This window comes from Streptomyces sp. NPDC005820 (assembly GCF_040630255.1).
Classification (GTDB): domain Bacteria; phylum Actinomycetota; class Actinomycetes; order Streptomycetales; family Streptomycetaceae; genus Streptomyces.
Genome location: NZ_JBEXXE010000057.1, coordinates 42558 through 67596, shown reverse-complemented (window position 1 = coordinate 67596; position 25039 = coordinate 42558). Strand labels below are relative to the sequence as shown.

Annotated in this window: 19 protein-coding genes; 6 read left to right on the top strand and 13 right to left on the bottom strand. The window is 70.7% G+C overall.

Annotated features, from left to right (window positions below; genetic code table 11):
- The first annotated feature begins 3 nt into the window (after nucleotides 1-3).
- Nucleotides 4-888: an STM4011 family radical SAM protein gene (locus ABZ464_RS45045; protein ID WP_359287742.1), complete on the top strand. Its 885-nt coding sequence runs from the start codon at nucleotides 4-6 to the stop codon at nucleotides 886-888.
- Between the two features lie 44 nt (nucleotides 889-932).
- Here the strand turns inward: ABZ464_RS45045 and ABZ464_RS45040 are convergent, their stop codons facing one another.
- The 5 genes from ABZ464_RS45040 to ABZ464_RS45020 form a co-directional block, all read right to left on the bottom strand.
- A complete protein-coding gene (locus ABZ464_RS45040; protein ID WP_359287741.1) occupies nucleotides 933-2954 on the bottom strand; it encodes a glycoside hydrolase in 2022 nt (673 codons plus the stop codon).
- 117 nt (nucleotides 2955-3071) lie between these two features.
- The gene (locus tag ABZ464_RS45035) at nucleotides 3072-5120 is read right to left on the bottom strand and encodes a beta-galactosidase (protein ID WP_359287740.1); all 2049 of its coding nucleotides are present in this window, start codon (nucleotides 5118-5120) and stop codon (nucleotides 3072-3074) included.
- A gap of 83 nt (nucleotides 5121-5203) precedes the next feature.
- Nucleotides 5204-6544, bottom strand: coding sequence for a sugar ABC transporter substrate-binding protein (locus tag ABZ464_RS45030; RefSeq protein WP_359287739.1), 1341 nt, complete (start codon nucleotides 6542-6544; stop codon nucleotides 5204-5206).
- A gap of 100 nt (nucleotides 6545-6644) precedes the next feature.
- The gene (locus tag ABZ464_RS45025; RefSeq protein WP_359287738.1) at nucleotides 6645-7568 is read right to left on the bottom strand and encodes a carbohydrate ABC transporter permease; all 924 of its coding nucleotides are present in this window, start codon (nucleotides 7566-7568) and stop codon (nucleotides 6645-6647) included.
- A 4-nt stretch (nucleotides 7569-7572) separates the two neighbouring features.
- A complete protein-coding gene (locus ABZ464_RS45020; protein ID WP_359287737.1) occupies nucleotides 7573-8499 on the bottom strand; it encodes a sugar ABC transporter permease in 927 nt (308 codons plus the stop codon).
- Nucleotides 8500-8790: 291 nt separating this feature from the next.
- On the opposite strand from ABZ464_RS45020, the gene ABZ464_RS45015 reads away from it, so the two are divergent.
- Complete coding sequence (locus ABZ464_RS45015) at nucleotides 8791-9786, top strand: LacI family DNA-binding transcriptional regulator (RefSeq protein ID WP_359287752.1); 996 nt, start codon at nucleotides 8791-8793, stop codon at nucleotides 9784-9786.
- A gap of 103 nt (nucleotides 9787-9889) precedes the next feature.
- Here ABZ464_RS45015 and ABZ464_RS45010 read toward each other — a convergent pair whose 3' ends face one another.
- Nucleotides 9890-10555, bottom strand: coding sequence for a lysophospholipid acyltransferase family protein (locus tag ABZ464_RS45010; RefSeq protein ID WP_359287736.1), 666 nt, complete (start codon nucleotides 10553-10555; stop codon nucleotides 9890-9892).
- A 208-nt stretch (nucleotides 10556-10763) separates the two neighbouring features.
- Here ABZ464_RS45010 and pgm point away from each other — a divergent pair, with 208 nt between their 5' ends.
- A complete protein-coding gene (gene pgm, locus ABZ464_RS45005; RefSeq protein ID WP_359287735.1) occupies nucleotides 10764-12404 on the top strand; it encodes a phosphoglucomutase (alpha-D-glucose-1,6-bisphosphate-dependent) in 1641 nt (546 codons plus the stop codon).
- 517 nt (nucleotides 12405-12921) lie between these two features.
- On the opposite strand, the gene ABZ464_RS45000 is transcribed toward pgm, so the two are convergent.
- Nucleotides 12922-13329, bottom strand: a complete 408-nt coding sequence (locus tag ABZ464_RS45000) for a hypothetical protein (protein ID WP_359287734.1) — start codon at nucleotides 13327-13329, stop codon at nucleotides 12922-12924.
- A 95-nt stretch (nucleotides 13330-13424) separates the two neighbouring features.
- On the opposite strand from ABZ464_RS45000, the gene ABZ464_RS44995 reads away from it, so the two are divergent.
- Both ABZ464_RS44995 and ABZ464_RS44990 read left to right on the top strand, forming a co-directional pair.
- Complete coding sequence (locus ABZ464_RS44995; protein WP_359287733.1) at nucleotides 13425-14270, top strand: PP2C family protein-serine/threonine phosphatase; 846 nt, start codon at nucleotides 13425-13427, stop codon at nucleotides 14268-14270.
- Between the two features lie 346 nt (nucleotides 14271-14616).
- Nucleotides 14617-15513 carry a recombinase family protein gene (locus ABZ464_RS44990; protein ID WP_359287732.1) on the top strand — a complete coding sequence of 299 codons (897 nt, stop codon included), beginning with the start codon at nucleotides 14617-14619 and terminating at the stop codon, nucleotides 15511-15513.
- Nucleotides 15514-15521: 8 nt separating this feature from the next.
- Here ABZ464_RS44990 and ABZ464_RS44985 read toward each other — a convergent pair whose 3' ends face one another.
- The 6 genes from ABZ464_RS44985 to ABZ464_RS44960 all read right to left on the bottom strand — a co-directional run bounded on the left by ABZ464_RS44985 (nucleotide 15522) and on the right by ABZ464_RS44960 (nucleotide 22737).
- A complete protein-coding gene (locus ABZ464_RS44985; RefSeq protein WP_359287731.1) occupies nucleotides 15522-16529 on the bottom strand; it encodes a carbohydrate kinase in 1008 nt (335 codons plus the stop codon).
- 35 nt (nucleotides 16530-16564) lie between these two features.
- Nucleotides 16565-17401 carry a carbohydrate ABC transporter permease gene (locus tag ABZ464_RS44980; RefSeq protein WP_359287730.1) on the bottom strand — a complete coding sequence of 279 codons (837 nt, stop codon included), beginning with the start codon at nucleotides 17399-17401 and terminating at the stop codon, nucleotides 16565-16567.
- Between the two features lie 2 nt (nucleotides 17402-17403).
- Nucleotides 17404-18393, bottom strand: a complete 990-nt coding sequence (locus ABZ464_RS44975; protein ID WP_359287729.1) for a sugar ABC transporter permease — start codon at nucleotides 18391-18393, stop codon at nucleotides 17404-17406.
- Nucleotides 18394-18461: 68 nt separating this feature from the next.
- On the bottom strand, nucleotides 18462-19805 hold the full coding sequence (locus tag ABZ464_RS44970) for a sugar ABC transporter substrate-binding protein (protein ID WP_359287728.1): 1344 nt from the start codon (nucleotides 19803-19805) through the stop codon (nucleotides 18462-18464).
- An 82-nt stretch (nucleotides 19806-19887) separates the two neighbouring features.
- Complete coding sequence (locus ABZ464_RS44965; RefSeq protein WP_359287727.1) at nucleotides 19888-21348, bottom strand: glycoside hydrolase family 32 protein; 1461 nt, start codon at nucleotides 21346-21348, stop codon at nucleotides 19888-19890.
- Between the two features lie 339 nt (nucleotides 21349-21687).
- Nucleotides 21688-22737 carry a LacI family DNA-binding transcriptional regulator gene (locus tag ABZ464_RS44960; RefSeq protein ID WP_359287726.1) on the bottom strand — a complete coding sequence of 350 codons (1050 nt, stop codon included), beginning with the start codon at nucleotides 22735-22737 and terminating at the stop codon, nucleotides 21688-21690.
- 137 nt (nucleotides 22738-22874) lie between these two features.
- Here ABZ464_RS44960 and ABZ464_RS44955 point away from each other — a divergent pair, with 137 nt between their 5' ends.
- Nucleotides 22875-25007, top strand: coding sequence for a glycogen debranching N-terminal domain-containing protein (locus ABZ464_RS44955; RefSeq protein ID WP_359287725.1), 2133 nt, complete (start codon nucleotides 22875-22877; stop codon nucleotides 25005-25007).
- Nucleotides 25008-25039: the final 32 nt, after the last annotated feature.

Below are 25039 nucleotides of genomic sequence, written 5' to 3'. Positions count from 1 at the left end.
GCCATGGACCTGACCCTCCTCTACCGGGGCCCGCTCGCCTCCTGCGACTACGACTGCCCCTACTGCCCGTTCGCCAAGCGCCGCGACTCCACCGCGCAACTGCGCGCCGACCGTGCCGCGTTGGAACGCTTCGCGGCCTGGGCCGCCGACCGGACCGACGACCGGCTCTCCCTCCTCTTCACCCCCTGGGGAGAGGGACTGGTCCGCTCCTGGTACCGGCGCACCCTGACCGAGCTGTCCCACCTGCCGCACATCCGCCGGGTCGCCATCCAGACCAACCTCAGCTGCCGCACCGACTGGCTCGCCGACGCCGACCACGAGACGCTGGCCCTGTGGTGCACGTACCACCCGGGCCAGACCCCCTACGACCGCTTCCTCACCAAGTGCCGTGACCTCGCCGACCGGGGCATCCGCTTCAGTGTCGGCGTCGTCGGCCTGTCCGAGCACCTGGAAGCGGCCCGCCGCCTGCGCGCCGACCTGCCCGAGCACGTCTACCTGTGGATCAACGCGGCCGAGGGCCACGTCTACACCGACCCCGAGGCCGCGGACTGGACCACCCTGGACCCGCTCTTCCCGTACAGCCGCCATCCGCACACCAGCGCCGGACTGCCCTGCCGCACCGGCGAGTCGGTGATCTCGGTCGACGGCGAGGGCACGGTCCGCCGCTGCCACTTCGTCCCCGCCGAGCTCGGCAACCTCTACGACGGCTCCTACCGCGCCGCCCTGCGCCCCCGCGCCTGCCCCCTGGCCGTCTGCGACTGCCACATCGGCTACGTCCACCTGGAGACCCTGCCGCTGTACGACGTGTTCGCGGGCGGCGTCCTGGAACGCATCCCGGCACGGCAAACCGCCCGCACCACGAAACTCGCGATGCGGGCGGCACCCTAGGGGCGCGACCGCCACGACGACGGCCGCAGACGAACGACGGCAGGTCAGGACGTCACATCGGTGATCCTCCACCGCTGATTCGACCCGGAGTTGGGCTGCCACGTGGTCACGGCGGCACCTTCCTTGGTGGCCTGGCCGCCGACTTCGAGGACACGGGAGGTGGCCACATTGACCAGCGTCCACGTCCCGTCACCCGTGGTGGACAGGATCCACTCCGTCGCCGCGTCCCGCTCACCCGTGTCCGGCTCGATCACCGGCACATTGTCGCGCACGGCGAGCCGCTTGCCCTCGGCCGGGTTGGCGAAGACGTACCGCTGACGGTTGCCGGTCTTGCCGTACCGCGCGTCCAGCTGCCACTCCTGCGCGACCGTGCCGTTGGCCGAACCGATGACCAGGTTGGTGCCGTTGGCCCCGACGGTGACCGCCTTGCCGCTCTGCACGCCGGTCAGCGTGTAGGAGTGGCCCTTGCTGAAGAGCCCCGCGTTCTTCGCGATCCCCGAGACGCCCTTGATCGAGAAGGAGGTCACGGACTGGGCCGGCACGGTGTAGGTGGCCTTGCCGTCGACGACCTTCACCGGCGCCTGCCGGACGAGCTTGCCGTCGGCGCTGGTCACGGTCGGCGTGACGGTCGCGTTGCCCTTGATCGTGCGGAACTTCGACAGGTCGATGGTGACCGTACGGGTCGCCGTGGTGCTGTTGACGTGGACGAGCGAGGCGCCCTTGCCGTCCTTGGTCACGGCCGCGGCGCTGGAGGTGTCGTCCACCTTGATCAGCTTGTCGCCGGGCTTGATGAAGTGCGTGAAGTTGCGGGCCGTGTCGAACTTGGTGTTCGTGTAGATCGGGCACGACTGGAGCGTGTCCGTGGAGGTGCAGCTGAACGGGAGCTGGATGGAGCCCCAGTTGCCGCCCTTGGCGGACTCGCCGCCCGGCTTCATGTTGTCGTAGTCCTCGACCGGCTGCCAGAACACCCAGGCCTTGGGCTCCAGTTCACGCAGGTCGTTGACGATCTGCTGGGCGAGGCCGAGACCCGGGCGCATGTCGGTGAAGCTCTGCCCGTCGCCCCAGTCGCCCTCGACCTCGCTCATCCACAGCGGCTTGTCCGCGGCCTTGGCGAGGTCGCGCACGGTGGTGCGCTGCCCGGTGCCGTAGGTGTGGACGTTCATCTGCCCGACGGCGTCCTTGGAGGCCTGCGAGTAGGAGTTCCAGTTGGTCGAGAAGATGGACGGGTTGGTCTCGTCCATCGCCGAGATGTCCGCCTTGACCTTGGCCTTCTTCAGCGCGGCGGGAAGCGCCGCGAGCACCTTCTGCTGGAGCTCGGGCCCGATGTGCGCGCCCTCCTGCCGGCCCCCGACGGGCTCGCCGTCCGCGCCCAGACGCGTGCCCCAGTAGCCGGTGTTGGGCTCGTTGAAGGGGTCGACCGTGTCGACCTTGATGCCCTCGGACTTCTCCAGGAGCTTGGTCGCCCCCGCGAGATAGGCGGCGAAGTCGTCGACCGAGTCGGCCTTCAGCTGGTCGGTGTTGGCGTTGAACCCGCCCGAGACGTACCCGCTGACGGTCATGAACCACGGCGGGGAGTTGCTGAACGTCTCCCAGTGGTCGATGTCGTTCTTGATGTGGTTCACCCACCAGCGCTGGGTGGCGTCGGCGTCCTTGTTCCAGTCCGCCTTGTCGTCCGCGCTCCACCAGTCGGTGTCCGTCCGGGTGGTGCCCGCGGGCGCCTTCCACCAGCCCTCGACCGCGCCGCCCGCGCGCAGATAGTCCTTGACGTCCGGCGCGTTGCCGCCGCCGATGTTGTAGCGGGCGATGTTCAGCGCGAGCCCGTCGTCGCCGAAGAGCAGCTTCGCGAGCCTCTCGCGGATCGCGGGCGGGTAGTCGCCGGTCGCGTTGGCGAACCAGACCAGGCTGGTGCCCCAGCCCTCGAACTTGTCCTGCTTGTACGACGGATCCGGCGTCACGGTGACGGCGGCGTCGGCCCGCGCCTGAGCGGGGACGCTCAGCAGGGCGGCCCCGGTGGCCAGGGCGGTCAGCGCGGCGGCCCCGAGGGACCGTCTGGTACGGCGTGCCATCAATGCTCCCAACTGCGGTGCGGTCGCTGTGGTGGGCCCCTCCCGCCGGGCGGGCAGGAGAGGATGGCCCCCGGCACGGGTCAGGCCGTGCCGGGGAGTCGGGGGGTGCGTCGTGTGTTACGCGGTGGCCTGGCGCAGTACGGCGACCGCGCGCGGCCCGAGGACCAGGGCGCCGTCCGTGCGGTCGTCGCCGACCAGGACGTCACCGTCGAGCCCGCTCACCGGCACCGTCGCGTCGGTGCGGTTGACCAGGAAGAGGAACCGTTCCGTCGCCCCGCGGCGGACGGTCAGCTCGACCCGGCCCCGCGCGTCCTCGGGGAGTTCGCTGCTCACCCCGGCCGGCTCCAGCAGCCGCGGCAGCAGCGAGCGCAGCCCGTCGATGCCGAGCCGGGTGGAGACGTAGGCGGCGGAACCGGTGCCCGTGGTGCGCCGGGTGACCGCGGGGCGCCCGGTGTGCACACCGGTGCGGTAGCTCGCGAGGACCTCGGTGTCGGCGTCGTCGGTGACGGTGATCCGGTCGGTCCACAGGGTGCCGGGGCCGGCGCCGTCCAGCTCCACGCTCTCCCCGGCGAGCAGCGGGCCGAACTCCTCGATACGGATGCCGAGCAGGTCGCGCAGGGCGCCCGGGTAGCCGCCGAGCCAGACGTGGTCGTTCTCGTCGACGACACCGGAGAAGTAGGTGGTGATCAGATGGCCGCCCTGTTCGGCGTACCGCGTCAGCTCCTTGGCGAGCTCGGCGGGCACGACGTGCAGCACGGGCGCGATCAGCACCTGGTGGCGGGAGAGGTCGGCGCGGGTGGTGACCAGGTCGGCGCGCACCCCGAGGGCGAGCAGCGCCGAGTACCAGTCGAGCGCCTCCTGCCGGTAGTCGAGCAGCGCGGTGGGGTGCGAGTCCTGCTCGCTCGCCCACCACGAGTCCCAGTCGTACAGGATGCCGACGGCCGCGCTCTCCCGCTCCGAACCGGCCACGGGGGCCAGCGCCTTGAGGGTGGCGCCGAGGCCGGCCACCGCGCGGAAGACATCGCTGTCGGCGCCGGCGTGCGGGACCATCGCCGAGTGGTACTTCTCGGCGCCGGCCGCCGACTGCCGCCACTGGAAGTAGCACACCGCGTCGGCGCCGTGCGCCACGTGCAGCAGCGCGTCACGGGCCAGCTCACCCGGCCGCTTGGCCACGTTCACCGGCTGCCAGTTGACCGCGCTGGTGGAGTGCTCCATCAGGAACCAGGGCCGGCCGGCGGCGATGCCGCTGGTCAGGTTGGCGGAGAAGGACAGCTCGTCGCGGTCCTGCGGGCCGGGGTGGACGTAGTGGTCGTTGGAGACGAAGTCGATCTCGTCCGCCCAGTCCGGGTAGTTCATGCCCTTGGTGTTGCCCATCACCATGAAGTTGGTGGTGACGGGGATGTCCGGCGTGATCTCCTTCAGGATCTCCCGCTCGGCCACCAGGTGGTCCTTCAGGGCGTCCGAGGAGAACCGCTTGAAGTCCAGCTGCTGGGTCGGGTTCGGGTGCGAGGCGGCCAGCCGGGGCGGCAGGATCTGCTCCCAGTCGGTGTAGCGCTGCGACCAGAAGGCCGTGCCCCAGGCGTGGTTGAGGGCGTCGAGCGTGCCGTAGCGGGCGCGCAGCCAGAGGCGGAAGGCGCGGGCCGCGTCGTCGGAGTGGTCGTAGACGTTGTGGCAGCCCAGCTCGTTGGAGACGTGCCAGGCGACCAGCGCCGGGTGGTCCTTGTAGCGGTCGGCGATCGTGCGGACCAGGCGCAGGGCGTGCTCGCGGAAGACCGGCGAGGTGGGCCGCCAGTGCTGGCGGGCGCCCGGCCACAGCGTCTCGCCGTTCGCCGTGACCGGCAGGATCTCGGGGCGGGCGGTGGTCAGCCACGGCGGCGGCGAGGCGGTGGCGGTCGCCAGGTCCACGCCGATGCCGCCCGCGTGCAGCAGGTCCATGACCTCGTCGAGCCAGCCGAAGTCCCAGGTGTCCGGGCCCGGCTGGATCTTCGCCCAGGAGAAGATCCCCACGGAGACGACGGTCACTCCGGCCTCCCGCATCAGCCGGACGTCCTCCTCCCACACGTCCCGGGGCCACTGCTCGGGGTTGTAGTCGGCGCCGTAGGCCAGTCGCGGGGCGGGGTCACCGTCCGCCCCGCGCAGCATGCGGGACTGGAGGGTGGAGATCATGGCGGTCCTTCCGAAGGGTGGTGCACGGGGGCGGCGCGGCCCGGGAGCCGCGCCGCCCGGCGTTGACGTCCTGCTGCCGAGAACTACTTCTCGATGGTGAAGCCCTGCTCCTCGCCGTACTTGACCGAGGCCTCCTGCCAGGCCTTCAGACCGTCCGCCAGCGTGGTGGAGGAGACGTACGCCTTGCCGACCGTGTCGTTGAAGATCGAGTTGGCGTACGGCTGGAAGGGCAGGTACGACCAGTCGTCGGCGACGTTCGCGGCCGACTCGGCGAAGATCTCGTTGGCCTTCTGGCCGCCGAAGTACGGGAACTCCTTGTTCTTGAACTCGGTGGACTGCAGCTCCGCGACGGTCGCCGGGAAGGCGCCCTCGCTCACCCGGGTGGCCACACCGTCACCGGCGTTCGCGTACTCGACGAAGGCGTAGGCGAGTTCCTTGTTCTTGCCCAGCGCGGGCAGCGCGAGGGACGAACCGCCGTTCTCGGCGCTCGCCTTGTCGCCCTTGGTCCAGGCCGGCATGGCGGCGGCGCGCCAGTCGCCCTTGGCGTTCGGGACACCGGTCTCGAAGTTGGCGGGCATCCAGGCACCGGTGGCCAGGGTGGCGATGGTGCCGTCGCCGAGGCCCTTGTACCAGTCGTCGGTCCAGCCGGAGACCGGGGCGAGCAGCTTCTCGCTGATCAGCTTCTGCCAGACGGTCTCGAACTTCTTGGCGCCGGCGTCGTCGAAGTTGATGGCGACCTTGGTGCCGTCGACCTTGTACGGACGCGAACCGGCCTGCCACAGCATGGAGGTCGTGAAGCCCGCGTCACCGAGGTCGTTGGCGATGTACGCCTTCGGGTCGGCCTTGTGCAGCTTGCGGGCCGCGTCCAGGTACTCGTCCCAGGTGGTCGGGACGGCGATCTTGTACTTGTCGAAGACCTTCTTGTTGTAGAACAGCGCCATCGGACCGGAGTCCATCGGCAGACCGTAGACCTTGTCGCCGTCGCTGACGGCGTTCCACGGGCCGGGCGTGAACTTGGAGGCGAGCTTGCCGGCGCCGTACGGGGCCAGGTCGCTCAGGCCCTTGGTGAGGGAGTACTGGCCGAGCGCGAAGTACTCGACCTGCGCGACGTCCGGGACGCCCTTGCCGGCGGAGATGGCGTTCGACAGGGCGGTGTAGTGCTTGTCGCCCGACCGCTCGCTGACCAGGTTGATCTTGACCTTGGGGTACTTCTTCTCGAAGTCGGCGGCGACCGACTTCAGGGTGGGCTCCCAGGCCCAGACGGTGACCGAGCCGCCCTTCTTCAGGGCCGCCTGGATGTCACCGGCGGAGACCGCCTTGGTGTCCGAGCTGTCGTCGTCCGAGCTGCCGCAGGCGGTGGCGCCGAGGGCCAGGGTGGAGAGGAGGGCGAGGCCGCGCAGCAGGCGGCCGGTCGTTCTGCGCATGAAGGTGCTTCCACTTCTTCGTGGGTGGGACAGGTGAGGGTGGGGGTTGCGCACAGGCTGGTGGAGCGTGGGGTCGGGGGCGGCCCGGGGGCCGCGAGGGTCACTCCTTGACGCTTCCGGCGGCGAGGCCGGACTGCCAGTACTTCTGGAGGAACAGGAACGCGGCGATCAGCGGGAGGATCGTGAGCAGGGACCCTGTGATCACCAGGTTGAAGATGACGTCACCGCCGATGGTCTGCGCCTGGGAGCTCCAGGCGCTCAGACCCAGCGTCAGCGGGTACCAGTCCGGGTCCTTGAGCATGATCAGCGGGAGGAAGTAGTTGTTCCAGGTGGCGACCGTGGTGAACAGGAGCACGGTCACGATCCCGGGGGCCAGCAGCGGCAGGGCGACCTGGAAGAAGGTCCGCAACTCGCTCGCCCCGTCCATCCGGGCCGCCTCCAGCAGCTCGGTCGGGATCGCCTCGGCCGCGAACACCCACATCAGATAGAGGCCGAACGGCGACACCAGCGACGGGATGATCACCGCCCAGGGGGTGTCGGTGAGCCCCATCTTGCTGAACATCAGGAAGGTCGGCACCGCCAGTGCCGTACCCGGTACGGCGACCGCGCCGATCACCACGGCGAAGACCGCGCGCTTGCCGGGGAAGTCGAACTTCGCCAGCGCGTACCCGCCCAGCACCGCGAGCAGCGTCGCGCCGCCCGCGCCGAGCACCACGTACAGCAGGGTGTTGAGCAGCCAGCGGCCGAAGATGCCGTCGTGGTAGGTGAAGGCGTCCCGGACGTTGTCCCACAGGGCGAAGTCGTGGGCGAACCACAGCCCGTTGGACTCGGCCAGGCCCGACTGGGTCTTCGTGGAGTTGATGACCAGCCAGATCAGCGGCACCACGGTGTAGAGGACCATCAGGGCCATCAGCACCGTCAGCAGCACACTGCGCTTCGGCTTGCCCGGGGTGTGCTTCTTGCGGGGGGTCCGCAGCTTGGGGGCGGTGTTCTTCGCGGGGGAGGCGGCGACAGAGGTGCTCATCGGGTCACGCTCCCTTGCGCATGCCGCGCAGCTGGACGGCGTAGGCGACGATCATCGTGATGACGCCCATGATGATGGCCACCGTCGCGGAGTAGTTGTGCTGCTGGCCGTTGAAGGACAGCGAGTACGTGTAGAAGTTCGGCGTGTAGTCCGTGGTGATGGAGTTCAGCGCCAGGGGGCGCAGAATGCTCGGCTCGTTGAAGAGCTGGAAGCTGCCGATGATCGAGAAGATCGTCGCGATGACGAGCGCGCCCCGGATCGCGGGCAGCTTGATCGAGCCGATGATCCGCCACTGACCGGCGCCGTCGATCTCCGCCGCCTCGTACAGCGAGGTCGGGATGACCCGCAGTGCCGAGTAGAAGATCAGCATGTTGTAGCCGACGAACTCCCAGGTCACGATGTTGCCGATGGAGGCGAGCACCCAGCTGGGGGAGAGCAGGTCCGGCAGTGAGGTGCCGAACGCGGAGTTGATGTCGCCCACCAGGCCGTACTTGGTGCCGTACATGAAGCCCCACATCAGGGTGGCGACCACGGCGGGCACGGCATAGGGCAGGAAGATCGTGATCCGGAAGAAGCTCTTGCCGTAGAGCCGGCCGCTGTCCAGTGCCAGCGCCACCAGCAGGGCGATGCCGAGCATGATCGGCACCTGGACCGCGAGGAAGATCGCCACCCGGCCGACCGCAGACCAGAACGCGTCGTCCTTGAGGGCCTGTGTGTAGTTGTCCAGGCCGACGAACTGGTTTCCGCCGATGAGCTGGTTGCGGAAGAGGCTGAGGTAGATCGAGTAGCCGATCGGGGCCAGGAAGACCAGGGCGAACACGGCCACGAAGGGACCTATGAAACCCCACCCCGCCCAGGAGTGTCGGTCCCGTCTCGCCGGAGGCGGTGCCGGCCGTGGCTCGGCGGCCGCCGGCGGTTGCAGCGTCGTCATGTCGTTCCTCGCTCGTGCAGGTTGGGAACCAGCGGTGTTGCGCGGAGATTTCCGACCGCCCCACCGGAACCCATGATGTTTACGCAAACATCGGCCACGCAAGAGCCTTGGCAGACTGTTATGTTTACGTAAACATTGGATGGCGGCATGTCTACACTGCCCTGATTACGATGGTCAAGGGTCCTTTGGGGGAGACCGTGACACTGGTGCGGACAGAGAGGCGGTGACGCCATGGAGATGGCTGAAAGAACCCCGGCGAAGACGCCGAGACGTGGTCGGGTCACCGCCTCCATGGCCGATGTGGCCCGCCTGGCGGGGGTCTCGTCGCAGACCGTCTCCCGCGTCTCCAACGGTTACGCCGGAGTGAACGAGGAGACCCGGCGGCAGGTGCTCGCCGCGATGAAGGAGCTCGGCTACCGCCCCAACAGCGCGGCCCGCGCCCTCAAGCGCGGGGAGTTCCGCACCATCGGCGTGATCACCTTCTCGCTGTCCTCGACGGGCAACGTCCGCACCCTGGAGGCCATCGCCAACTCGGCCGCCGCCGAGGGCTACGCGGTGACACTGCTGCCGGTGGCCCTGCCCACGCAGGACGAGGTGCGCGGCGCGTTCAGCCGGCTCGAGGAGCTGGCCGTCGACGCGGTGATCGTCATCATGGAGGTGCATCTGCTGGACGCGGCGACGATCATGCTGCCGCCGTATGTGCAGGTGCTCGTCGTCGACTCCGACGCCGGGGACCACTACACGGTCGTCGACACCGACCAGGCGGGCGGCAGCCGGGCCGCCGTACGGCATCTGCTCGGCCTCGGGCACGAGACGGTGTGGCACCTCGGCGGACCCGAGGACTCCTTCGCCGCGCAGCGCCGCACCGACGCGTGGCGGGCCGAGCTGACCGAGGCGGGGTGTACGGCTCCGCCGCTGATCCGGGGGGACTGGTCGGCGGAGTCGGGGTACCGGGCCGGTATCGAGCTGGCCGCGCGCGAGGACTGCACCGCGGTGTTCGTCGCCAACGACCAGATGGCGCTCGGGCTGCTGCGGGCCTTGCAGGAGCGGGGGCGGCGGGTGCCCGAGGACGTGAGTGTCATCGGGTTCGACGACATTCCCGAGGCGGGGTCCTTCATGCCGCCGCTCACCACCGTGCACCAGGATTTCGCCGAGGTGGGGCGGTTGTGTGTGCGGGCCGTGTTGCGGAAGATGCGGGATCCGGATGCCGGGGCGCGGGGGACGACGCTGGTGCCCACGCGGTTGGTGGTGCGGTCGAGTACGGCTCCGCCGTCGGGGGCCTCGTAGTCCTCGGGGTGCGGGTGCGTGGGGGCTGGTCGCGCCCACGCGGCGGAGCCGCACATTGCCAGAGCCCCGCGCCCCTGGTGGCGGGGCGCTGCCCCGCCAAGCGTCAGTGTGAGCCCGTGATGGACGGCTCTCCCGCTGCCCTGACCGCCGTGCGCCATGCCGCCGTCACCGCCTGGTGGGCCGCTCTCGTGCCTCGGTCGGTCTCGGCGGGGAGACGGATCGGGGCACCGACGTGGACATGGCAGCGCGGGCGGCGGATCGGGGCCGTCAGGGTGCCGGCGAGTTGCTTCGTGGGGGAGCCCGAGGCGATGCGGCGGGCTCCCGCGTGGCCGACCGGGACCACCATCGCGCCGGTCGTGCGGGCCAGCCGGGCCAGGCCGGTGCGGAAGGGCTCCGGGGGAGTGGGGGCCGCGTCCCTGCGGCGGGGCAGACCGCCCTCGCCGTAGAGGAGCACATGGCGGCCGCCTGCCAGGGCCTCGGCGGCCGCGTCGAGCGCGAGGGCGGCGTGGGCCGTCCCGCGGTGGACCGGGATGTGTCCCTCGCGGCTGAGCGCCTTGCCGAGCAGCGGGATCCGCCACAGGCCCGCCGTCGCCAGCACCACCGGCTTCAGGTCGAAGCTGCGCAGCGCGGCCATCACCACCGCCGGGTCGGCCAGGGAGTCGTGGTTGGCGACGAAGATGCTCCCCTCGGGCAGCCGCATCTTGATCTCACTCGTGACGGTGAGCCGCCCGAAGAACGGGGTCAGGGCGATGACGGTGCGACTGAACACGGGTCGGCCTCTCGACGGGTGATGATCCGTTCATAGTCTCGCGGGTGGCGGGGGCCGGGCGCCTGAGTACGGATACTCAACGCGAGGGGCGATCGGGCGGATCACGTCGTCGCCGGGACTTCCTCCGGACTCGCGTCGCGGGTGATCACCGCGGCGGGGGAAGATGGGACCGCAAGCCAATGGTCAACCGACATGGAGGAGCGGGCACATGCAGCACGAGCGAGCGGGTCGGCCGGCCGGCCCCGAGGACCTCGTCGACGTCGCCCGGCTGGTCACCGCGTACTACGCGCTGCACCCCGACCCGGCCGACCCCGCGCAGCGCGTCGCGTTCGGCACCTCGGGCCACCGCGGCTCGTCCCTGAACACCGCCTTCAACGAGGACCACATCGCCGCGACCAGCCAGGCGATCTGCGAGTACCGCGCCGGCCGGGGCACCGACGGCCCGCTCTTCCTCGGCGCCGACAGCCACGCCCTGTCCGAGCCCGCCCGGGTCACCGCCCTGGAGGTGTTCGCGGCCAACGACGTCACCGTGCTCATCGACGAAGCCGACGGCTACACGCCCACCCCGGCCGTCTCGCACGCGATCCTCACCCACAACCGCGGCCGCGCCTCCGGCCTCGCCGACGGCGTGGTCGTCACCCCCTCGCACAACCCGCCCGCCGACGGCGGCTTCAAGTACAACCCGCCGAGCGGCGGCCCCGCGGGCTCCGACGCCACCTCCTGGATCCAGGACCGGGCCAACGACATCATCGCCGCCGGTCTGAAGGACGTCCGCCGCATCCCGTACACCCGGGCGCTCGCCGCGCCCACCACCGGGCGCCACGACTTCCTCGGCGCGTACGTCGCCGACCTCCCGGCGGTCCTGGACCTCGACGCGATCCGCGCCGCCGGGGTCCGGATCGGCGCGGACCCGCTCGGCGGGGCCTCGGTCGCCTACTGGGGCCGGATCGCCGAGCAGCACCGGCTCGACCTGACCGTGGTCAACCCGCTCACCGACCCCACCTGGCGGTTCATGACGCTGGACTGGGACGGCAAGATCCGCATGGACTGCTCCTCGCCGTACGCGATGGCCTCGCTGATCGACCAGCGGGACCGGTTCCGGATCGCCACCGGCAACGACGCCGACGCCGACCGGCACGGGATCGTCACCCCGGACGCCGGTCTGATGAACCCCAACCACTATCTGGCCGCCGCCATCGCCTACCTCTACGCGCACCGCGAGCAGTGGCCCGCCGACGCGGGGGTGGGCAAGACGCTGGTGTCCTCGTCGATGATCGACCGGGTCGCCGCCGACCTCGGGCGCCGGCTCGTCGAGGTGCCCGTCGGCTTCAAGTGGTTCGTGGACGGGCTGGTCGACGGCTCGCTCGGCTTCGGCGGGGAGGAGTCGGCCGGCGCGTCCTTCCTGCGCCGCGACGGCTCCGTCTGGACCACCGACAAGGACGGCATCATCCTGGCGCTGCTCGCCTCCGAGATCACCGCGGTCACCGGGAAGACCCCCTCGGAGCGCTACGCCGGCCTGACCGAGCGCTTCGGCGAGCCGGTGTACGCCCGTATCGACGCGCCCGCGACCCGCGAGGAGAAGGCGCTGCTCGCGAAGCTCTCGCCCGCGCAGGTCACCGCCGACACGCTGGCCGGAGAGGCCGTCACCGGTGTCCTCACCGCGGCCCCGGGCAACGGCGCGGCCCTCGGCGGAATCAAGGTGACCACGGCCAACGCCTGGTTCGCGGCCCGCCCCTCCGGCACCGAGGACGTCTACAAGATCTACGCCGAGTCGTTCCTGGGCGCCGAGCACCTCGGCCGGGTCCAGGAGGAGGCCAAGGGCGTGGTGATGGCGGCGCTGGAGGGCTGACAGGCCCGACACCGACGGCGGACCGGGGGCGCACGCGCGCGCCCCCGGCCTGCCACCGGGCCACGGGCCCCGGGCCACGGGCCCCGGGCCCCGGGTGCGCCTTGCGCTTCCGCGCCGGCACCGGGTCGCCGATGCCATGCCGCGGGGGCGGCAGGCCTGGCGTCGTGCTCGGCGGTTGCCGGTGGGATGCCGTAAGGACGGGCGGCCTTGCGTTGCGCTCGGTAGGTCGCCGTGCCGTCGGCGGCGGTCGCGGCGCCATGCCGCGAATCGGCAGGCGGTTCCGTGTCGCCTTCGGCAGGTGGTCCCGTGTTGCCTTCGGCTGGTGGTCCCGTGTTGCCTTCGGCTGGCGGTCCCGTGCCGTCTTTGGCTGGCGGTCCCGTGCCGTCTTCGGCAGGTGGTTCGGTGCTGTCTTTGGCAGGCGGCCTCGCGTCGTCCTCGGTGGGGCGCCGTGCCGTCGTCGGGTGGGGGTGACGGGTCGTCGGTGGCAGGCGGTCGTGTGTGGATGGGGGCGGTGGGGTCAACGGGACCGGGTGGCCGGGTCCTTCGGGGGCAGGCCGACGGCGAGCAGCCCAGTGGGGATCGCCTTCCCGGTGCCGGTGCCGGTGCCGGTGCCGGTGCCGGTGTCGGTGCCGGTGCCCGGCCCGGTCCGGCCCCCGCTTCCGGGCTCCGCCGACGGCTGGAAGGTCGTGGGGCAGAGGGCTCGGCTGATGTGTTCGAAGAGGGCGGCGTCGATGTCGCTCGGTTCCACGGTGCCGTCCTCGCCGAGCCGCTGGTACTTCGTCAGGTTCCACCCGAGGGCGAGCCGGCGCTTCTCACCACTGCGGTGGATGTGCGGGGAGGCGGGCTCCGGAGGGGGCGCGGGCAGCCGGGAGGCGCCGCCGGAGGCGCGGCGGCGGGCCCGGGCCGTCGCGGTCGGCGATGGCACCCTGCGGGTGGCGCTCGATATGATCCCCTCAATATGAAATGCGAGGTTTGCCCCAAGGGGCTGCCGCCCCGTCGGAGTGATCCCCGGAGTGATCGATGTCCCGCAAGCGTCCCCCGGACGAAGGCGACGAGCTGCTGGCCAGGCTCGGCTCGCTGACCGCCCAGGCGCGCGAGCGCGCGGAACTGCAACGCTCCCGCGTCGAACTGGCCCTCGCCCTCCAGCGCGGGATGCTGCCCCGGGACCTCCCCGTGGCCCCCGGATACCGGCTCGCGGTCCAGTACGCCCCCGCCTGCTCCGGCCTCAACGTCGGCGGCGACTGGTACGACGCCTTCACCCTGCCCGACGGCCGCATAGGCCTGTCCATCGGCGACGTCCAGGGCCACAACATCGAGGCGACCGCGTTCATGGGGCAGGTCCGGGTCGGCCTGCGAGCCCTCGCCTCCGTCACCGGTGAGCCCGGCGAGCTCCTCGCCCGCACCAACGACCTGCTGCTCTCCCTCGGCGGCGATCTCTTCGCCACCTGCACCTTCATGCGGCTCGACCCGGCCAGCGGGGTGCTGGAGAGCGCCCGGGCCGGACACATCCCCTGCGTCTGGGCCACCGCGGACGGCAAGTCCGGCATAGCCCAGGACGAGGGCGGCCCGCCCCTCGGCGTCGCTGCGGGCATCGACTACCCGGTCACCCGCTACCGCCTCTCCAAGGGCGGGGTGTTCGTCCTGCTCACGGACGGGGTCGTCGAGGGCCCCCGGCTCAGTGTCGAGGAGGGCCTCGACCAGGTCGTGCGCCTCGCGGGCGTCGCCGCCGTGGCCGGGATGGAGGCCGGTTCGCTCGCCGCCGCCGTGATCAGGGGCGCCGAACGCTCCGGGCACGAGGACGACGCGGCGGTCCTGGTGGTCGGCCACGACGGACCCCTCACGGGCGTACTCCGGATGCCGCCCTAGGCCGTGTCCGCAAAGTCCCGTCGTTCGCCCGCAGGGCGGGCCTCGCGGCGTCCGGTGCGTGCTCTCGGCGTGCCGGGCGGAAGCCCCCGTACTGGGGGTAGGACCGGAATGCGAGCGAAACGTGCCACACGCCAGCGGCCAGTACGTCACGGGCACGAACCGGTGTCGTGGGCGGTAGCGAGGACGTCCGCCGACTCGAAGAGACGACAACGCGGACACCGAGGTTGTTTCATAGGCGGTCCCCGTTTCAACACCGAGCGACGACGGTATCTCCGCAGGTCGATTTGTTTCACCGGTCGTTTCCTTCCTTTTGACCGGTGAAACACATTTCTGAAACGATTCCGGCGTGATCACCGACCCATACCGGCTCGTCGAGTCGCACGTCTGCCCTATGTCCACCTGCCAGGCCCCGGCGGGCTCGCCCTGCCGCACCACCTCCGGCAAGGTCGCACTCAAGTACCACACTGCCCGCTTCCAGCTCGTCCCCGCGCTCCGCTCCGAACTGCACGTCGCCACCCCGGCCGTACGCCATCCCGGCTCCGTCTGGACAGCCCTGCCGGTGCAGAAGCTCGCGGCGCCGGCCGTGCCGATGGAAGTCCGGCTCGCGTACGCCAGAGTCTCGACCCGGACACAGGAGATCCGCTCCCAGGTCGAAGCACTCGAAGCCTCCGGCGTGCACCGGCTGTTCCAGGAGCAGATCAGCACCCGGGTCAGGGAGCGCCCCGAGATGAAGGCCGCCCTGGCGGCGGCCCGCGAGTACCGCTCGCTGGGCGCGAAGGTCACCCTCGTGGTGCACGAGATGAAGCGTCTGGGGCGTGGCGCTCTGGAGCTGCTGAAGGTCGCCGAGGAACTGCGGGACGCGGAGATCGAGCTGGAGTTCCTCACCGGCCCGCTGGCGGGGAAGCACGACCCGGCCGGGCACGGGACCGCCCTGTTTGCGTTCTTCGCCGCGATGGCGGAGTCCGAGCGCGACTACATTCGTGACAAGACCCTCGAAGGCCAGGAGACCGCCCGTACGAAGGGCAAGGCGATCGGCGGCGTCAAGGTCTCCGACGAGGACATGCTCGCCACCGCCCTGCGCCTGCGCGACGACGAACGCCTCTCGCTGCGCGAGATCGCCTCGCGCCTCGTGATCCGCACCGGGAAGAAGCGGGGCCGGCACCCAGCCCCGGCGACCGTCATGCGCATGCTGCGCGAGCACGACGAGCAGACAGCCAAGGCCCCGCTGGAGCCCACAGCCTGACGTGCGACTCAGTCCCTGGCGTTTCGGCGAGAACTATGCGACCGCGTTGAAGGCAGTTGGTGTGCCCAGGGTGGGTCGGCGCCGGGGACTGCGCAGGTTCTGGCGGCGACTTCGGCTGCGTAGGTGCATGCGTTGGTGGTCTCGTCGATGGTCAGTTCGTCCAGGCGGCTGCCAAGCCGTCCGAGGGTGTTGAGGTGGTGGAGGAGTCCTGCGGTGAAGGAGTCGCCGGCGCCGACGGTGTCGACGACGTGGGTGGGGCTGGCGGGTATGCGGGTGCGGGTGCCGTTGAGGGAGGCGAGGGCGCCGCGGTCGCCGAGGGTGATGACGACGAGGGGTGCGCCGGCGGTGTGCAGGGTGTCGCAGGCGTCTTCCGGGGAGGTGCCCGGGAGCAGGTGGGTGAGGTCATCCTCGCTGAGGCGGAGAATGTCGGCGAGTTCGCACCAGCGGTTGAGACGTTTTCGGTACGCGGCGGGTTCGACCAGTAGGGGCCGGACGTTGGGGTCGAGGGAGATGGTCATGCGCTGGCGGGCTGTGGCGAGGTGTTCTTCGAGGCGGGGGCCGCCCGGTTCGCGGGCGAGGGCGAGTGAGCCGGTGTGCAGGCAGGCGGTGTAGTCCAGGGGCGCGGCGGACAGTTCGGCGTCGGTCCACTGCCAGTCGGCGGCGCCGTCGGCGAAGAAGGAGTAGGTGGCCTGGCCCATCTCGTCGAGGGCCGCGACGGCGAGGGTGCTCGGCTCGGGAGCGGGGATGCAGGCGGACACGTCCACGCCGGAGTGGGTGAGGCGGGCGCGGAAGATGTCGCCGAACAGGTCGTGGGAGAGCCGGGCGAGGAAGCGGGTGGGGGTGCCGAGCCGGGCGAGAGAGACGGCGGTGTTGGCGGGGCCACCGCCGGGCAGTACCCGCAGGTCGAGGCCGGTGGGTGAGGTCTCCGTGTTCGGGCGTGGGGATGTGGTGGTGAAGGCGTCGGCGACGCACTCGCCCAGGACAGCGACGGTTGGGCGGGGAAGGTGTGAGGGCATGGGGCGCTGGCTTCCTCTCTGCGGTGTGGGAACGCTCAGCCCTTGACGGCGGAGCTGGCGACGCCTTGGACGAACCACCGCTGGAAGAAGGCGAAGACGATCAGGACGGGCAGGACCAGGAGGACGCCGAAGGCGAGGATCTGGCCCCAGTCGACGGGCTGCTGGGCGGAGAAGACGCCCATTTCCAGGGGCAGGGGGCGTACGGAGGGGTCGGAGACCATCAGGACGGGCCAGAGGTAGGAGCCCCACTGGGTGAGGAAGGTCAGGATCGCGACCGAGGCGAACGCCGGCTTGCTCATGGGGACGATGATCGCGAAGAAGGTGCGCCAGGGGCCGGCACCGTCGATGCGGGCGGCTTCTTCGATGCTGGAGGGGATGGCGCGGAAGAAGGTAGCGAACTGGTAGAGGGAGAAGGCGTTGGCGATGAAGGGGATGGCCTGGATGTAGATGGTGTTGCGCTGGTCGTTGAACAGGTAGAACAGCGGCACGGCGACTGCTTCGAACGGCACCAGCATGAGCAGCAGGACAACGCTGAAGACGGCGCCCTGGCCGCGCCATTTCAGCCGGGTGAGGCCGTAGGCGGCCATGGAGTTGACGATCAACCCGCCGAGGACGACGACGGTGGACAGGAGCACGGAGACGCCCATGAAGCGCCAGAAGTAGCCGGTGGCGTCGGAGTCGAAGCCGTCCAGGACAGCACGGTAGTTGTCGAAGGACAGGTGGGTGGGCAGGAAGCCGGTCAGGCCGTTCAGTACCTCGTCGGAGGGCTTGAAGCTGCCGAGGATCAGGTAGAGGACGGGCAGGACGAAGATGAACGCCAGGACGCTGAGGACGGCGTAGTCGAGGAAGCGGCGCAGGGGTGTGCGGGTCATGGTCAGTCCTCGTTGCCGGTGCGCACGACGCGGCGCTGGATGAGGGTCAGGACGACGACGATCAGGAAGAAGACGACCGTGATCGCGGACCCCATGCCGATGTTGTTCTGGTCGAAGGCGGTGGTGACCGCCTGGTACATCACGGTGCGGGTGGCGTCCTCGTCCAGGCCGCCGCCGTTGACGAGGACGTAGACCTGGTCGAAGACGCGGAAGGCCAGCACCGAGGTGAGCATCGCGACGAAGACGAGGGTGGGGCGGATGCCGGGCAGGGTGATGTGGCGGAACTGCTGCCAGCGGCTGGCGCGGTCGAGCTGGGCGGCCTCGTAGAGCTCGGTGGGGATCTGCTGCAGGCCGGCGAGCAGGATGACCATCTGGAAGCCGACGCCTTGCCAGATGGACAGGACGATGATCGAGGCCATGGCGGTGAGGCTGTCGCCGAGCCAGTCGAAGGCACCCCAGTTGCCGAAGCTGATCGCGTGCAGGGCGGAGTTGAGCAAGCCCTGGTCGCTGCGGGCGAGGATGAGCCGCCAGATCACGGCGACCAGCGCCATGGGGAAGACGACCGGCATGAAGAACAGGGACCGGAACAGGCCGATGGCCTTGAGCTTGCGGTTGAGTAGGATCGCCAGGCCGAGTGCGAGAGCAGTCTGCACGGGGACCACGACCACGGCGAAGGTGAGGTTGTTCAGCAGGGCCCGCCAGAAGGGGCCGGACATGTCGGGGTCGGTGAAGATGCGCCGGTACTGCTCCAGGCCGAAGAAGGTCGGCGGCAGCGGGGAGCCGAGGCGAACGTTGTAGAAGGAGAGCACGATCGCGTAGACGAACGGCACGCCGACGAAGGCGATGAGCCCGCCGAGAGCGGGGGCGGACATGAGCAGTCCGGTCACCCATTCGCGGTTCTTACGTGCCGGCCGCGGCGGCGTGCCGGAGGCGGCCGGTGGGGCTTGGTCGCGGCCCGGGGGCGCGGCATGCGCGGGTTCCACGATTTTCACGGGGCGGTCCTACTTCCCGGCCGGGGCGGGCACGGTCGTCCACGTGCCCGCCCCCGCCGATACGGGTTCTACGGGATCTTGTAGCCGTTGTTGTCGGAGAAGTCCTGGTCGATGGCGCGGGCGGCCTTCGACAGGGCGGTCTTCGGGTCGGCGCCGCCGTAGATCTCGTTGACGGCCGTGCTGAATTTGGCGGTGACCGTGGGGTATCCGGCGGTCACCGGGCGGGTCACCGCGACACAGGACTTGTCGATGATGGTGTCGCCGCAGGGCTTGGCGAGCTGGTCGGCGAAGAGCTGCAGCGGACCGCCCTGCTGGTAGAGGGTGCTCTTGGCAAGCGCGGACTTGGTGCCGGGAGGGGCACCATTGGCCGTCGTCATCGCGGCCACGTTCGTGTCGTTGAGGAGGTAGTCGAGGAAGGCACCGGCGGCCTTGCCGTTCTTGGTGGCTGCGCCAATGCCCCAGGTCCAGGAGCCCTCGCCGGTCTTGGGCCCGTTACCGAAGTCGGGCAAAGGCAGGACCACAAGGTCCTTGCCGAGGGCCTTGCTGTAGGTGGGGTACATCCAGTGGCCGACCCAGCTCAGTGCGACGCGGTCCTTGGTGAAGGCGTTGCCGTCGGTGTTCGGGTCGACGTAGGTCTTCCAGGACTGGAAGGTTTTCATTGCGGAGGCCACGGCGGGGGTGTCGAGGGCGCCCTCGGCCTTGCCGTTCTTGATCAGCGCACCGCCGGCCGACCAGACGATGGGAGAGAAGAAGTAGGTGCCGCCCTCGTTGGCGTAGCCGCCGCTCTCGGACAGGTCGAGGGGCTTGCCGTCGGAGTCCTTGGCGGCGAGCTTCTTGAGTGCCGCGTTGAACTCGTCCGCGGTCCAGGCATCGGACAGGCCGGTGGGGTACTTCACCCCGGCGGCGTCCAGCAGCTTCTTGTTGCCGTACATGCCGAGCCCGGAGTCGTACATACCCAGGGCGTACAGCTTGCTGCCGACGGTGCCCTCGGCCTTGATGGCGTCGGTGGCGTTGGCGATTGTCTTGGCGGAGACGTAGGAGGAGATCGGGGAGATCTTCTTGTTCCACACGAAGTTGGCGACGGTGGGGCCGTCCATCTCCATGACGTCCGGAAGCTTGGAGGCGTCGGTGGTGGTGACGGTCTTGGTGTAGTCCTGGCCGGGGATCAGCGTCACCTTGACCTTGATCTTGTCCTGGGAGGAGTTGAAGGACTTCACCGCGTTCTGCACGGCGGCGTCCTCGCTGGCCTGGCCCTGGTGGGCCCAGACCGTGATGGTGCCCGTGCCGCTGCCTCCGGAGGACTTGGCGCTGTCGCCGCCTCCACCGCCGCAGGCGGCCAGCGCCGCCAGTGGCAGGGCAATGGCCAGGGCCGTACAGGCTGCCCGGCGGGGTCTGCTGTTTCCTAGGATCATGGGTGGTGCCTCCGTACGTCGTGCGGGGTGAGGGTGGGTGGTGCGCTCGTGTGGGGGTGTGGGGTATCGCGGGGAGCCAGCCCTACGGCTCCGGGTGCGCGGCGCAGTCGGCCGGTTCCTTGATCACAAGCGGGTGCAGCTGCCAGGCGTCGACGGCGTAGCCGAGGTGCGCGCCCGGCATGCTGCGGGCCTCAAGGCGCCACGGGCCCTGGCCTGTCGGGTAGAGGCGCAGGGTGAGGACCTGGCCGGTGGTGGTGAGGAAGACTTCGGCGATGGAATGGTCGACGATCACGCGCAGGTCAACCGGGCCGTCGGTGGGGCAGGGCATCCGGTAGGAGCCGCCCTGGGCCCGAGGATCCAGGGAGGCGTGGTCGCGGTCGACGACCAGTTCGCCCGTGTCGGCATCGAGGCGGATATCGAGGTACTCGGAGCCGTCCGGGCTGGTCAGCAGCCGCAAGCCGGCCGCTCCGACCGGCTCCAGCCGGGCCGTCAGGTCGAAGGCCGGGCCCACGCCGCCGAGTACGACGGCGTCCGCGCCGTGCGTCTGGCCGGTGGCGTGGAGGGTGCGCTCGCCGCGCAGGGCGAGCAGCTCGGCGGCGGGCTGCTGGCGCAGCGAACCGTCACCCGCGACCGAGATCTCCCGGGGCACGGTGAGCACGCCGGCCCATCCGTCTGCGACGCTCCAGGCTTCGTCACGGGCCTCCCCTGACCAGCCCCACAGCAGCCACCGGCCGCCGGGCGCGCGCAGCAGCGCGGACGCGTAGCTGTCCGGGCCGTGGTCGACGAGGACCGGCGGACCGGCCTCGAAGCCGTCGCCGTGTTCCTCACCGACCAGCGCGACGACACACCGGGGACTGTCGTCGTCGTTCCACGCGCTGAAGATGAGGGCGCCGGGCCCGTCGGCGGCCGGGAGGTACTGGGGGCACTCCCAGCCCTCGCCGGTGTGCAGGCCGGCGCCGCCGACGCCCTGCTTCTCCCGGGCGGCGAAGGGGCCTCGGTAGGTCCAGGTCTCCAGGTCGGGCGAGTCATAGAGCAGGGCGGCGCCGCGGCCGTCGGCGAAGGCGGCGCCGACCAGCATCCGCCAGCCGTCGCCGTGGCGCCAGACGTAGGGGTCGCGGTACATGGTGCAGCCCTCGGGCACCCCGGGGATGAGCAGCCGGCCGCTCGGGTGGAAAGTGCGGCCACCGTCGTGGGAGACGGCACAGGTCACCGGCTGGTGCTGCGGGCTCTCCTGACGGTGGGCGGAGTAAAAGGCGACCATCCGGTCACCGTCGGAGACGGCGTTGCCGGAGAAGCAGCCGTCGGCGTCCATGCCCCCTGGGGTAGGGGCCAGGGCGAGCGGCAGCGGTTCCCAGCTGATCAGGTCGGGGCTGCGGAAGTGGCCCCAGTGCATGTTCGCGTGCGTCGCACCGTGCGGGTTGTACTGGTAGCAGACGTGGTAGTGGCCGTCGTGGAAGACCAGCCCGTTGGGGTCGTTGATCCAGTTCCGGGGCGGGCGCAGATGCGCGACCGGCCGGTGCGGATCGAGGGGTGCGGTGGACACACGCGTGCCTTTCGGTGGATCGGAGAAGCGGACCGCGGTCAGCGGTGAACGCGGGCCGTGGGGTGCTCGGCGGCGGTGGCCTGCACGGGCGGCAGGGCTGCCGAGGAGCGGGCCTGCGGTGGCCTGGGCTTGGCGGCGCCCCGCGCGCGGGGCGGGGAGGACGCGGGGCGCCGCGGTCGGACCGGTGTGCCGGGCAGGTCAGGGATGCCCGGCACACCGGTGATTCGGGAACGCATCGGTGACGCGGCAGCGGCGGCGAGCCGTCGTGGCGTGCCACCGCGGGCACTCCGGGCCCGGCGGCGTGTCGTGCCGAGGGACATGGCGGCTCAGCCCCTTACGTCAGGCGTCCGGTGCGGGCGTGCTGTCGCGGACGTTCAACGACGGCTCCAGCAGGACCCGCTCGGGCTCCGCGTCCGGGTCGGCCATCCGTGCCAGCAGCAGCCGGACGCATTCCCGGCCGACAGCTTCCAGCGGCTGAGCGACGGACGTCAGGCCGGGCGAGAGGATGCCGGCGGTCGGTGAGTCGTCGAAGCCGACCACGGCGACGTCCCGGCCCGGGGCGGCCCCCCGCTCGCGCAGCGCGTAATAGCAGCCCAAGGCGAGGGTGTCGCTGGCCGCGACCACCGCGGTGGCGCCCGCGTCCAGCAGCGGTTTGACCGCGGCGCGTGCGGAATCGACGTCGTCGGCGCACTGGGCCCGCCTGGCCCGCGTCGGCAACTCGTGCCGGCGCATGGCCCGCTGCCAGCCCTCGGCACGGTCGTCGCTGACACCCGAGCCGCGCTCCCAGCCCAGGAAAGCGATCTTCCGGTGACCCAGGGAGATCAGGTGCTCCACCGCCGCGTCGGTTCCGGCGGCGCCGTCCACGTCGACCCAGTCGCCGATCTGCCGCTTCGACCACATCCGGCCGAAGGCCACGAACGGCACACCCTGCTTGTCCAGCCAGGGCTGACGCGGGTCGCCCCGCTCGTCGGTGTCGCTGAGGACGAAACCGTCGACATCGTGCTGGTCGAGGAGGTCCTCGTAGCCTGTGAGGCTCGCGCCGCCGGGCGGGGAGGCGAACAGCAGGATGCGGTAACCGGCCTCGTCGGCGGCCTCCGACAGGGCGTGCAGGAAGCGGTCCATGACCGGGGCCGTGGTGCCGGGCGGGGTGGGCCGGACGCCGTAGCCGATCAGCTTGCTGGAGCGGGTGCGCAGGGTCTGGGCGGCGCGACTGGGGCGGTAGCCCGTCTCGTCGATCGCCCGCAGCACCCGCTCCAGGGTCTCAGGACGCAGTTTCTCCGGCGCGTTGATCGCGTTGGACACGGTCGGTGCGGAGACGCCAGCCCGGGCGGCAACCATGGCGATGGTCACCGGGCCCTTGGCCGAGGAACTGCGCGGGGAGCGGGGCATGGCGATCTCCAGGATCGGACGTGAGCGGAACAAGACAGTTGTGGGCTCTATTTAAGCGATTCAGAGCGGCTTGTCAGGCATGTGGCCTCGTGGTTAGGTTCGTTTTATCGATTTAATGAACGAGAGGTTGCGCCCCATTGAACGTCACTGTCAAGACCCGCGACGGCAACATTTCCGCCACCGCCCCGGGCGCCGCGGCCCACGGCCTGCAGCCGTTCCTGCACGACGCCGTCGTCACGCTGCATGCGCCGAGCTTCGTCATCTCGCGGGCAGACGGGCAGGTCACGGGCGGTGCGGACGGCTTCTTCCACGGCGACAGCAGGGCGCTGGCCCGGCTGACGGTGTCCGCCGACGGCATCGTTCTCGCGCCGGTTTCCGGAGGGTTGCAGGGCGCCGACCGGGCCGGCTTCCGGGCGGTCTTCCGGGGGCTGGGCGAGGTGACGGAAGACCCGGTGGTGGCGCTGCACCGGCGCCGCAGCGTCACCCCCGGCCGCCTGGAGGAGACCCTCGAGGTCACCAACGCGGGCGCGCGGGCCGTCCGCTTCCGGCTCACCATGGAGGCGGCCACCGACCTCGCCCTGATGGACACCGTGAAGTCCGGACACTCCCAGGACGGCATCCCGGCCCAGGTCGCGTCGGGCGGACTGGTCTGGTCCCGCGAGGGGTTCACGGTGAGACTGCTCAGCACTCCGGCGCCCGACGCACTGGACGCGCCGGCCGGGCGGCTGTCGTACGACATCGATCTGGCCCCCGGCCAGTCGCAGACCATCCTCCTGGCCTGCACCGCCGCGCAGACCGACGGCGACCAGTTCCCGGCCGCGCCGACCGGCCAGGTGCCCTGGAGCACACCTGTGCTGCGCAGCGCCGATTGGCGCCTGGACCGATGGCTGCAGCAGTCGCTCGCCGACCTGGACCGGCTGCGTCTGACCGACCCGCTCTCAGCCGTCACCCCGGCAGGCCGCACCGACCAGTTCCTGGCCGCCGGAGCCCCCTGGTACCTGACCCTCTTCGGCCGCGACGCCCTCTGGGCGGCCCGCATGCTCCTGCCCCTGGGCACCGACCTGGCCGCGGGCACCCTGCGCACCCTCGCCCGGCGCCAAGGCAAAGTCGCCGACCCGACGACCGAGGAACAGCCGGGCAAGATCCTCCACGAAGTACGCCGCACCACACAGCAGTTCAGCGACACCCTCGTCCTGCCACCGGTCTACTACGGCACCATCGACGCCACCCCCCTGTGGATCACCCTGCTGCACGACGCCTGGCGCTGGGGCCTGGCCCCCGAGGATGTCGAACAGCTCCTGCCGCACGCCGAAGCAGCCCTGTCCTGGATGCGCGAGCAGAGCGACGCAAGCAGCGACGGGTTCCTCAGATACGTCGACCAGACCGGCCGTGGCCTGGCCAACCAGGGCTGGAAGGACCACGACGACTCCATCCGCCACCGTGACGGCCGCCTCGCCGCATCCCCGATCGCCCTGTGCGAGGTACAGGCGTACGCCTACGAGGCCGCGCGCGGCGGAGCCGCACTGCTGCGCGCCTTCGACCGCCCCGGAGCAGACCAGTGGGAGGAATGGGCCGAGCGGCTGGCCGCGCGCTTCCGCAAGCGGTTCTGGGCGCAGGACTCCCAGGGCCCGTACCCAGCCGTTGCCCTGGACCGGGACGGCCGCCCGGTCGACTCGGTCACCTCCAACATCGGCCACCTGCTCGGCACCGGCCTGCTCAACCGCGAGGAGTGCGCCCTGCTCGCCGCCCGGCTGAGCGCACCGGACCTCGACTCCGGCCACGGGCTTCGCACCCTGAGCAGCGAGTCGGGGGGCTTCAACCCCTACGGCTACCACACCGGATCCATCTGGCCCCATGACACGGCGATCGCCGTGCACGGACTTGTCCGGGCCGGCTTCCCGCAGGCGGCAGCCTCCCTCGCGGCCGGCCTGCTCACCGCATCAACCGACTTCGACGCCCGACTGCCCGAACTCTTCGCCGGCCACGGCACCAAGGCCGACTCCCGCCCCGCGCCCTACCCCGCTTCCTGCCGCCCACAGGCATGGGCGGCAGCGTCGTCGATCCTGGTGCTCCAGGCCGCCCTCGGCCTGGAGGCGGACGTGCCCGGCGGCACTGTGACAGTCGACCCCGCTTTCGCGGACGCGTACGGTCCACTGACAGTGACGGGACTGCTGGTGGCCAACGGCCCGCTGCAGATCACCCTCGCCGCCAACGGCACTGCGAGCGCGGTGGCACCAGAAGAACTGACAGTGCTCAACAAACGGGCCTGACCGACCGCCGGACGCAGCTCCGTGCGCACACC

Excerpts from the sequence above, each read along its gene's own strand:
- ABZ464_RS45045 (WP_359287742.1), top strand. The coding sequence starts at position 4 with ATGGACCTGACCCTCCTCTACCGGGGCCCGCTCGCCTCCTGCGACTAC.
- ABZ464_RS45040 (WP_359287741.1), bottom strand. The coding sequence starts at position 2,954 with ATGGCACGCCGTACCAGACGGTCCCTCGGGGCCGCCGCGCTGACCGCC.
- ABZ464_RS45035 (WP_359287740.1), bottom strand. The coding sequence starts at position 5,120 with ATGATCTCCACCCTCCAGTCCCGCATGCTGCGCGGGGCGGACGGTGAC.
- ABZ464_RS45030 (WP_359287739.1), bottom strand. The coding sequence starts at position 6,544 with ATGCGCAGAACGACCGGCCGCCTGCTGCGCGGCCTCGCCCTCCTCTCC.
- ABZ464_RS45025 (WP_359287738.1), bottom strand. The coding sequence starts at position 7,568 with ATGAGCACCTCTGTCGCCGCCTCCCCCGCGAAGAACACCGCCCCCAAG.
- ABZ464_RS45020 (WP_359287737.1), bottom strand. The coding sequence starts at position 8,499 with ATGACGACGCTGCAACCGCCGGCGGCCGCCGAGCCACGGCCGGCACCG.
- ABZ464_RS45015 (WP_359287752.1), top strand. The coding sequence starts at position 8,791 with ATGGCCGATGTGGCCCGCCTGGCGGGGGTCTCGTCGCAGACCGTCTCC.
- pgm (WP_359287735.1), top strand. The coding sequence starts at position 10,764 with ATGCAGCACGAGCGAGCGGGTCGGCCGGCCGGCCCCGAGGACCTCGTC.
- ABZ464_RS44995 (WP_359287733.1), top strand. The coding sequence starts at position 13,425 with ATGTCCCGCAAGCGTCCCCCGGACGAAGGCGACGAGCTGCTGGCCAGG.
- ABZ464_RS44985 (WP_359287731.1), bottom strand. The coding sequence starts at position 16,529 with ATGCCCTCACACCTTCCCCGCCCAACCGTCGCTGTCCTGGGCGAGTGC.
- ABZ464_RS44980 (WP_359287730.1), bottom strand. The coding sequence starts at position 17,401 with ATGACCCGCACACCCCTGCGCCGCTTCCTCGACTACGCCGTCCTCAGC.
- ABZ464_RS44970 (WP_359287728.1), bottom strand. The coding sequence starts at position 19,805 with ATGATCCTAGGAAACAGCAGACCCCGCCGGGCAGCCTGTACGGCCCTG.
- ABZ464_RS44960 (WP_359287726.1), bottom strand. The coding sequence starts at position 22,737 with ATGCCCCGCTCCCCGCGCAGTTCCTCGGCCAAGGGCCCGGTGACCATC.